Source organism: Novosphingobium sp. BL-S-19, assembly GCF_055521675.1.
This window is the reverse complement of the sequence record NZ_CM145498.1, coordinates 316285-327405: the sequence shown is the minus strand read 5'-3', so window position 1 is coordinate 327405 and position 11121 is coordinate 316285. Positions and strand designations below refer to the sequence as shown.

At 67.4% G+C, this 11121-nt stretch carries 1 protein-coding gene; it reads right to left on the bottom strand.

Annotated elements, in window-relative coordinates:
* Positions 1–38: 38 nt before the first annotated feature.
* The gene (locus ACZ1JV_RS09930; protein ID WP_465151435.1) at positions 39–10691 is read right to left on the bottom strand and encodes an Ig-like domain-containing protein; all 10653 of its coding nucleotides are present in this window, start codon (positions 10689–10691) and stop codon (positions 39–41) included.
* Between the last annotated feature and the right edge of the window lie 430 nt (positions 10692–11121).

Genomic DNA, 11121 nt, shown 5'->3' with positions numbered 1-11121 from the left:
TCTTCATTTTCGGCAAAAGCGACCCCCTCCCCATCCGGCTAGACGACCACCATCACCGCGTGTTCGACGTAGATGTCGGTCGAACCCAGGGTGAAGTGGTTGTAGGCCTCTCCATTGATCAGCGTCTGGCCGGTCTGCACCGCGCCGGTCATCGTCACCGAATCGTTGCCGTCGCCCAGGATCGTCAGCGTGTGGTTGCTGTCGGTGGCCCGCAGCACGCCAGCCTCGGTCAAGGTGACCTGGCGACCGGCATCGCCGCTGCCGAGGTCGATCCGTTCGATATTGTGGATGTTGGTGGCGGTGTTGAGATTGAGCACCGGCCCCGTGCCGGTGGAGATCACCAGCGTATCAGTGCCGGCCCCGCCGTCGATTGACGTGTCGCTGGCGTCGTAGATCAGCGTATCGTCGCCATTGCCGCCGTTCAGCGTATCGGCGCCGGCACCCCCGCGCAGCAGATCGTTGCCGTCCCCGCCGTTCAGCGTGTCATTCCCCGCATAGCCGTAGAGACGGTCGTTCCCGGTCGTGCCGGTCAGCACGTTGGCGCCGGAATCGCCCTGGAACAGATTGGCGGAGCCACCCGAATTGAGCAGGCTGAGATCGAGCAGCGAACCCACCGAGGACGAACTGGTAAGGTTGGTCGTATCCGTGGCCGAAATCGACATGGCCGTCAGCACGTTCAGGCCCAGCAGCGTGACGTCCTGCTGGAAATGGACCGAAGCCAGGAGCTCGTTCACCGCCAGGTTGTCCATCGCCCCGCCGCCGACGGCAGTGATCGTCAGCGTCGAACTGGGTGCGATCAGGCCAAGGATGCCCGACGAGTTGCTGACCGATATCTGCAGGCCAAGCTCCGCCGCCAGCGCCGCCGAGGCGGTGAGCGTATAGGCACCCAGATTCACCGACAGCAGCGGCGCATAGCTGACCTGCACGCTTCTGAGATTGTTGTTGACGTCCATCGCCGTCAGCGATTGCGAACTGAGATCCAGCAGGCCCAGCGCCTCCACGCCCACCAGCCCCAGCAGCGCGGTGCCGCTGGCCTGCACGATCGGCGCCTGCTGCGTAACCGCCGCGATCGTGAAAGTCTGGGTCGTGCCGTTGCCCAGGTTGCCTGCGGCATCGACGATGCGCGCGGCGATCGTATGCGATCCGACCGAAAGCGTGCCGGCTCCGTAGAACCAGCTGGTGCCGGCCGATGTGGCATTGACCCAGGTGCCGCCGTCGATCTGAACCTGCACGCGGTCCCCTGCCCCCAACGCAGTGCTGAGCGTGCCGCTGATCGTCGGGCTGTTGTCCTGCGTGCTCCAGTCCCCCACGGTTCCGGTATCGACCGACAAGGTGGTGACCGCGATGGTCGCGGTGGGCGGCAGGCGGTCCAGCGTCATCGCATAGGCAGTGGACGCCGCGCTGGCATTGCCCGCCGCATCCAGTGCCACCGCCGTGAAGCTGTGCACCCCGTCGCTGGCCAGGGCGGATGGCGTGAACGTCCATACGCCTGCACCGTTGGCGGTGGTGGTGCCCACCACTGCGGCGCCGTCATAAATGACAATGGCGGTATTGGCGGTGGCCGTGCCGGTCAGCAGCGGGGTGGGGTCGTTGCTGATGCCTCCGTTCGCCACGATGCCGGTGTTGGGCGCGGCATCGTCGGTAATGCTGACGATCGCGGGCACCGCCGGCGGCGTGGTATCGATAGTGATGGTGAAACCGGTGGAGGCGGGCCCTTGATTGCCGGCGGGATCGGTGGCGCGCGCGGTCAGCGCGTAAGTACCCTCCAGCAGTGCGGTGCCCGGCGTGAAGCTCCAGTTGCCGCTCTGATCGGCCAGTACGTTGCCGATCGCGGTGCCGTTGGCATAGACCGTGACGGTTGCGCCGGCTTCTGCCGTGCCCTGCACCAGCGGAGTAGTGTCGTTGGTGACCCCGCCGTTGGTCACGGCGCCTTGCACGGTGCCCAGATCGTCGGTGACGCTGGAAATTGCTGGCGCCAGCGGCGCTGTGGTGTCGACACGGACCACGAAGGGGGACGACGCCGCGCCCTGGTTCCCAACTGCATCGGTCGCCCGCACCGTCAGGCTATGATCGCCCGCCGACAAGGTGCCGGTCGGCGTGAAGCTCCAGGCCCCCAGGGCGCTGGCCGTGGTCGATCCGATCAACGCGCCGTTGTCGTAGACGGAAATCGTGGCATTGGCCTCCGCCGTGCCGGCCAGTGTCGGCTGCGTATCGTCGGTACTGGCACCGTTGATCAGTGCGCCGGTTCGCGTGCCGACGTCGTCGGTCGCCGAAACGATGATCGGGGCCGCCGGTGCGGCGGTGTCCACGGTCACCACGTAAGGCGTGGAAGTAGCGCCCACATTGCCGGCCGCATCGCGCGCGATGGCCGTCAACGAATGCGTTCCGTCGGAAAGCTGGCTGGGCGGCGTGAAGCTCCAGGCGCCAAGACCGTTCGCCGCTGCCGTGCCCAGCAAGACGCCATTGTCATAGACATAGACGGTCGAATTCGTTTCCGCGGTTCCCGCGAGCAGCGGCGTGGCGTCGTCGGTCCGTCCGCCGCTGAGCACGATTCCCTGCGCGCTGCCCACCTCGTCCGTGGCGGAGGCGATCACCACCGCGCCCGGCGCGCCGGTATCGACGGTGAGTGTAAAGGCCGCAGTGGCCGCGCTGGGATTGCCGGCGGGATCGCTGGCGATCACGGTCAGCGAATGCGGGCCCGTGGCCAGGGCGGCGGAAGGCGTGAAGCTCCACGCGCCCAATCCATCGGCCGTCACGGAGCCTAGCAATGCGCCGCCGTCGTAGACCGAAACAGTCGAACCGGCATCGGCAGTGCCCGCCAGCGTGGGCCGCGCATCGTCCGTCACCGCGCCACCGGACAGCGGCCCCTGGATCGTGCCAATATCATCGGTCACCGAAATCAGCACCGGAGTGCCGGGTGCCGCCGTGTCCACCGTCAAGGTGAAGCCCGCCGATGCGCCGCTGGCATTGCCTGCAGCGTCGACCGCCACCGCCGTGAACGTATGCGCGCCGGCGCCCAGCGGGGGCAACACGAAGCTCCACGCACCCGTTCCGTCCGCGGGGGCCGAGCCGAGCAGCGAGCCCCCTTCGTAAATCCGGACCGTGGCATTGGCCGCCGCGGTTCCGGTCAGCGTGGGCATGGTATCGTCGGTCACTCCGCCGGTAAGGATCGCCGCCTGCACGGCACCGACATTGTCCGCCGCGCTGGCAATGACGGGCGCGAGCGGCGCGGTAAGGTCAACCACCACGGTATAGGGGGCCGACAGCGAACTGACGTTGCCCAACGTGTCGGTCGCCGTGATCGTGAATGCGTGGCTGCCTTCGCCCAAGGGCGCGGGCGGCGTGAAGATCCAGGCGCCAAGCCCATCGGCGGTTGCGGTGCCCAGGGGCACTCCTCCGTCATAGACGGTGATCGTGGCCCCGGCCTCCGTCGTTCCCGAAAGTGTGGGGGTGGTATCGTCAGTGGAAGCGCCATTGGATACCGGCGCGAGCACCGATCCCACATTGTCCGCAACGCTGGCGATCGAGGGGGTTGAGGGGCCCTGGCGATCGACGATCATGCTTCCCGTGGCCGACAGGTTGCCGGCTGCATCCTCCGCTCTCGCAAGGATAGCGGTACCGTCGATCAGCGGCGTGGCGGGCGTGTAGGACCAGTGGCCCGAACCATTGGCGACGACATCCGTATCGAAAGTGCCATCGCCGTTGGTGTCGAGATGGACGATGGCCCCGGCCTCCGCCGTGCCGGTTATCGTCGATCCGTTGGTGGCATCGATCACCGGAATGCCGGGCGCGATCGCATCGATCGTGAAGGCGACCGGGGTGCTGTTCAAGCTTTCCAGCGCACCATTGCTGGCGGTGGCGGTAATGCTGTGCGGGCCGTTCCCCAAGGTAATCTGCGCCGTCCAGATGCCCCCGGGGCCTACGGACACGGAGGTGACCGGAAGGCCGTTGTCATAGATATTGATGGTGGCACCAAGATCGCCCGTGCCGGAAATGTCCAGCTGTGTGTCGTCAGTCAGGCCGCCATTGCCGATGAACCCCGTGTGCGTGCCGACATCGTCCGAAATCGTGGGCACCGAAGGAACGGCCGGGGGCGTGGTGTTGAGCAGCGTATCGACCACGGTATCCACCGGCGCGCTGAGATTTCCGGCCGCATCCACGGCCCACACACTGACGACCGTGGTATCGCCCAGCGCCGGGCTGAAAGTGACGCTCCACGCATTGAAGCTGTCCACCGTGGCGGTCGCGTCCGCAACGCCATCGCCGGTAAAGTCGATAAGGATGGTCGATCCCACCTCACCAGTGCCGGTCAGCGTGCTGCCGTCCGTTGGCGACACGGTAGGTGTGGGAATGATCGTATCGACGGTGATGGTGTAGACCGCCGAAAGAACGCCGGTGTTTCCGGCCGTGTCCGTCGCGGTCGCCTGGAAATCGTATGTGCCGTCGGCCAAGCCCGGCGTGAACGACCATTGGCCGGTGCCGTCCGCCACCGTCGTCGCCGGATAGGCGATGCCGTCGATGTACAGCGTGACGGTGGCGCCGATCTCCGCCGTGCCGGAAATCGTAAACAACACGTCATTCGTCGCGCCGCCCGGGGCCACATTGCCCGACTGCGGCGCGGTATGATCCTGCACTCCGGTGATAAGCGGCGCGGAAGGCGCCACAGTGTCCACGGTGAAGGTGAAGCCCCCGCTTGCCGTACCGATATTGCCGGCCCGATCGGTGGCCGTCAGGGTGATGGTATGCGAAACCGATCCCAGCGGACTGGTCGGGGTGAAGCTCCACGCCCCGACTGCGTCTGCCGTCGTCGTGCCGATCTGGACGCCATTGTCGTAGACGGTCACCGTGGCAAAAGCCTCGGTCGTGCCCGTAAGTTCGGGCTGACTGTCTTCGGTAATGCCGTTGAAGCCGATGCCGCCCTGGCTCGCGCCCTGATCGTCCGTCACCGCGATCAGCGTCGGCGGATTCGGTGCGCTGGTATCGATCGTGACGGTGGCGGGGAGAGAGGCGTTGCCGGCCGGATCGATCGCGGCCACGGAAACGGCCGTGCCGCCGCCCGGATTGCCGGCGAAAGTGTAGGTCCAGACGCCGGAACCGTTGGCCTGGACCTGGGCATCCACCGAACCGTTATTGCCGATATCGATGGCGATGGTGGCATTGGCCTCGGCCGTGCCGGAAAGCGTCACTCCGTTGGACGGATCGATCAGCGGGGCGGCCGGGGCGGAGGCATCGATGGTAAAAGTGAAGGCGGGCGACTGGGCGCTGACGTTGCCCGCCACATTCGTCGCACTTACCGTTATGCTTTGCGCGCCGGGGGCGAGCGTGGGCGTATAGTTCCATGCGCCGCTGCCATCGGCCGTTGTCGTGGCAATCAGCGCGCCGTTGTTGAAGATCGATATCTGCGCGCCGGCCTGCGCCGTGCCGGTCAAGGTGGGCGTCGTATCGTTGGTCAGCCCGCCGTTGGAGACGGCACCCACGATCTGCGTCGCATTGTCCGTAACCGAGGCGATCTGCGGCACGGCAGCCGCGGCGGTATCCAGCGTCACCGCATAGCTGTTGGAAACGGGCCCCGAATTGCCCGCGGAGTTGGTGGCGATAGCCGTGAAGACATGCGCGCTGCCGGCAAGCGGAGTAGCCGGCGTTAGGGTCCAGTTGCCGCCGGAATCAGCAGTTGTCGTGCCAATCAGGATGCCATTGTCGTAGACGGCAACATGGGCGTTGACGGGCGCAGTACCGCCGATCGCGGGCTGCGCATCGTCCGTGGTCGTTCCGCCGGCAACGTTGCCCTGCCGCCCGCCGATGTCGTCCGCCACGGTGAGGATAACCGGTGCGGCCGGCGTGCCGGTGTCGACGGTAATGGTATAGCTGGCCGAAACCGGACCCAGATTCCCACTGGCATCGGTGGCCGTGGCGGTCAGCACATGGGGCCCGGGGATCAGCGCGGTGCCAACTGCAAGGGTCCAGGCACCGCTGCCGTTAGTCACAGCCTGGCCGATCGGGATGCCGTTATCGTAAACCGTGACGATCGATCCCGCCTCGGCCGATCCGCTGATCACCGGCAGGATATCGTCGGTGCCGCCGTTGTTGGGGACCTGCCCCTGTTGCAGGCCGACATTGTCCTCCACACCAGAGATCGTCGGCATGGCCGGCGGCGTCTGGTCGATAGTTACGCGCGTGGCGGCCGACGTATTGCCCACGACATCACGCGCCGCGACCGTGACCGTGTCCCCGTTCGGCAGCGGCGTGACGGGCGTGTAGATCCATTCCCCCAGACCGTTCGCCGTGGTCGTGTCATCGATTATGCCGTCATCGTCGAAGTCGATCAGGATCGTGGCATTGGCTTCCGCCGTGCCGGTCAGGACTGAGCCGTTGCTGGGATCGATCGTGGGCGGAGGCGGCGGCGTCAGATCCACGCCCAGCGCGAACGCGGGCGAGGGTCCGCTGGCATTGCCAGCGGCATCGGTAGCCGTGGCAGTGAAGCTGTGCGCCCCGGAGGCCAGAGCGGTTGTCGGCGTGAAGGTCCAGCTTCCGCCTCCCGTCGCCACCACGCGGCCGATCTCGATGCCGTTGTCCAGGATCGTCACCGTGGCGCCCGCCACCGCCGTGCCGGAGAGCGTGGGCAGGATATCATCGGTGATCGCACCACCGGACAGCGGGCCGATCACCGTGCCGGCATCGTCCAGCGCCCCGGTGATCGCCGGAACCGCCGGCGCGGCCGTGTCCACGGAAATTGTGAAACTTGCCGAAGTGACGCTTCCCGTTCCGGCAGCATTGATGGTCTGCGCCGTAAATACATAAGCGCCGTCGCCCAGCGCCGCGCCGGGCGTGTAGGTCCAGTTGCCCAACCCGTCCGCGTGAACGGTGGAGACCGCCACGCCATCGCGCAGGATCGTGACGTCCGCATTGGCAAGCGCGGTTCCCGCCAGCGTCGGCCGGGTATCGTCGGTCGTGCCGCCTGCGGCTACCGGCCCGCGGATCGATCCCACGTCGTCCAGCGCGCTGACGATTACGGGCGCGGCAGGAATGCTGGTGTCGATAGTGACGGTCCATCCGGCGGAATCGGCGCTGGCGTTGCCCGCCGCATCGGTGGCGGTCGCCACGAAGTTGTGGCTGCCCGGAAGCAGCGCGGTGCCCGGCGTGAAGATCCAGGCGCCGGAGCCATTGGCCAGAGCCGTCCCCAGCAATGCGCCATTGTCGTAGACTGTCACTTGCGCGTTCGCTTCGGCCGTTCCGGTCAGCAACGGCCGCGTATCGTCGGTCACGCCGCCTGCGGCCACGGGCCCGACGGCGCCGCCGATATCGTCGGTCACCGACAGGATCGTCGGCGCGACCGGCGCGGCGGTGTCTATCGTGAGCGTGAAAGCCGCGGATGCCAGGCTGACATTGCCCGCAGCATCTGCGGAGCTTGCCGTGATCACGTGGCTGCCCGTCCCCAGCGGCGTCGCCGGCGTGAAATTCCAGAGCCCGGCCCCGTCGGCCACGGTGGTGCCGATCAGGACCCCGCCGTCGTAGATCCGTACGATCGCCCCGTTGTCGGCATTGCCGGTGAGCACGGGCTGACCGTCGTCAGTGATCGCACCGCTGAGGATGATGCCCTGCGCAGCGCCGGCGTCGTCCTGCGCGTAAGCAATGGACGGGGTGGACGGGGCCACGGCGTCGACGGTGACCGATGCGGGCGGAGACGGGTTGCCGGCCGCATCGGCGGCGGTGGCAGTAACCAGACTGCCATCGGCAAGCGGGGTTGCCGGCGTGAAGCTCCAGTTGCCGGACAGGTCGGCCTGCACTTGCGCATCGGGCGTGCTATCGCCGTTCAGATCCAGCAGCACGGTCGCCCCCGCCTCGGCCGTGCCTGTCAGGACGGTGCCGTTGGTGGGATTGAGGACCGGCGCCGCCGGGGCGATCGTGTCCACCGTCAGCGCGAACGGGGTGGAGGGCAGGCTCTCGTTGCCGAGAGTGTCGGTGGTGGTGGCGGAAAGGCTGTGCGGCCCTTCGCTCAGCGAAAGCGGAATGCTCCATTGGCCGGATCCGTTCGCCTGGGTGCTGCCCACCAGCACGCCGCCGTCGTAGACCGATACCGTCACGCCCGCTTCGGCAGTGCCGCTCAGCACCGGTGCGGGATCGTCGGTCACGGCGCCGCCGACCAGCGCCCCCTGGATCGTTCCCACCGAATCCTCGGCAGAGAGAATGTCCGGCACCGGCGGCGGCGTGGAATCGATCGTGCCATCCACCGCCTCGCTGACCGCCGGGGACGTATTGCCCGCTGCATCGGTGGCCGTCACGCTCACATTCGTGCCCGTGGGGAGAGCGGGCGCGAAAGTCACGCTCCAGCGCCCGTCGGCATTGGCGATGGTGCTTGCATCGACAGTGCCATCACCGTTGACGTCGACGGAGATCGCCGCCCCCGCCTCAGCAATGCCGGACAGGGTCGTGCCGTCGGACGGATTCAGCGTCGGCGCGGCGGGCGCGGTCAGGTCGATCTCCACCGCATAGCCGGAGGATGGACCGCGCGTGGTGCCGCCTTCCATCGTGGACGTGACGGAAAAGCTGTGCTGCCCCTCACCCAGCGTGGGCGCGTTGTAGCTCCATGCCCCCGATCCGTCAGCGGTAACCGTGCCCAGCAATGTGCCATTGTCGAAGATGCGAACGGTGGAACGGGCTTCGGCCGTGCCCGCGATAACCGGCGTGGGATCGTTGCTGATGCCGCCGCTGGCAATCGTGCCGGTGGTACCGGGAAGATCGTCGATAACGGCGGTGACGATCGGCGCCACGATCAGATCGCTGTCGACCACCACCGTCGCGGGTGCGGAGGTGTTGCCTGCCGCATCCGTCGCCGTCACCAGGATCGGCGTGCCGTCCGCAATCAGCGTGGAGGGCACATAGCTCCAGTTGCCGTTTTCGCCGGCCCGCGCCGTGCCGTCCACGGTGCCGTCGCCATTGATGTCGATGCGGATCAGCGCGCCAGGCTCGGCAGTGCCGGTAAGTCCGGCACCGCTGGTTGGTGCCACGGCGGGGACCGCGGGCGGCGTGGTGTCCACGGTGATCATGAACGGAGCGGACGCAGGGCTGGTGTTGCCCGCGCCGTCGGTCGCCGTGAAAGTCAGCGCATGTTCACCCTCTCCCAGCGGCGTGTCGGGCGTAAAGCTCCAGCGGCCATCGCCGCCTACCGTGGTGGTGCCGACTGGCTGGCCATTGTCGTAGACAGTAATGATCGCGCCCGGCTCCGCGCCGCTGCCGCCGATCATCGGCGTGCCGTCATCGGTGGATGACCCGCTGGGCATATCGCCCTGGATCGTGCCGACATTATCGTCGGCCGACCCTGCCGTCGGGACGGGCGGCGGCGTGGAATCGACGCCGTAATCCACCGTCACCGTACTGTCGGGCGAGACGTTGCCGGCCGCATCGACGGCCACGGCATGGATGGGCGTGCCGTCCGCCAGCGGTGGGCTTAGCGTAATGCTCCAGTTGCCCTGCGCATCGGCAAGGACCGAAGCATCGGCAATGCCGTCGCCATTGGTATCGACCTTGATCGTGGCGCCCGGTTCGGCGGTCCCGCTCAGCGTGGTGCCGTCTGTCAGGTTCAGCACCGGCGCCGCGGGCGGGGCGGTATCCACGATCACGACATATGGCGCCGATTCGGCGCTGACATTGCCCAGGCGATCGGCGGCGGTCACAGTGAAGCTGTGCGATCCGTCGGGCAAGGCAGTGGCAGGCGTAAAGCTCCAGCTGCCGTCGGCACCCGCCGTGACCGTGCCGACCAGCACCCCGCCATCGCGGATCGTAACGGTCGCGCCCGCCTCGGTCGTGCCACTCAGCGTGGGGCGGGTATCGTCCGTCGCGCCGCCGGCCGGAACCGGGCCCTGCACGGCGCCAGCATCATCCACCACCCCGCCGATGGCAGGAACCGCCGGAGGCGCGCGATCGACGGTGATTGAGGTGGGATTGCTGGCATTGCCGGCGGCATCGACGGCGGTCACCCGCACCGTGATCCCGTCCTGCAGGGGCGTTGCGGGGGTATAAGTCCAGCGGCCGTCCGAACCGGCGGTGACCGTGGCTTCCACGGTGCCATCGCCATTGACGTCGATCCGCACGGTGGACCCCGGCTCCGCCGTGCCTTGCAAGGTGCTGCCGTTGCTGGGATCGACCACCGGCGCGGCGGGCGGCGTGGTATCGGGCGGCGTGCTGCCGCTGCCTCCACCATTGCCGCCACCCTTGCCTCCACCGCCGCCGGCCGCCAGCGCGACGCCGCCGGCCAGGCCCGCCACGCCCAGCCCGATGAGCGCCGGGCTGATCCCGCCGCCGGAAGCCGCGGCAGCACTGCCGGCCGCAACCGAAGCGTCCAGTGGCGAAAGGCTGTAATCGATCGCCTCGCTGGTCGCATCGGTGGGCGTAAAGCAGGCGGCATCGCCCAGATGGGCCAGCCATTGCCCGGTGCCGGAGGGATCGGCAAAGGCAAGCTGCCCGACATCCTCCGGCGGACAGGCGAAATAGCCCTCCAGCCGGATGCTGGATCCATCGTCGAAACGGATGATCAGGTCATCGCCCTCTCGCGCCATGGCGGTAACCGACTTGGGCGATGCGTAGACCTTGACGGTGGAGCCGGGGTGGACCGGCAGCGCGCTCTTGCCGCCATGCGTGACCGTGGTGCTTACCGCCTTGGTGGCGCGGTTGGTGACGTCGACGCGCGTATCCATCGCATGGTCTCCCATTGAACGCCGTTGCCGGCAGGCGCCGCACCGCGATCGCGCGCGGTCGGCTCATGGAAAAGGGACATCGAACCGGAGAGCATAGGAGGCCGGCGATCGCCGTTACGGCCGATCACGGCCGATGCCCGGGCAGGGGCTGGTGGATTGCCGGTGCTGTGCGAACGGCGGGTTCGTGTTTCCCCCCTACGGACAATTAGGCTTATTATTCGATGGGATAGTACCGCATGCAGACGACGAATAGCGCTTTCCGATCCAATCTGGACCCAACCCGGGCCAAACTGTGGCGCGCGGCTCTAGCGGGCGGCAGCGCCCGGCCGCCCGTCCGGCGCGCCCCTCGGATTGGCCTGCCTCGCGCGCCGGTGCAGGCTCATGCTGTGCAGCGCACAAATTCCATCGCATCCGGATCGAACTGGCATAG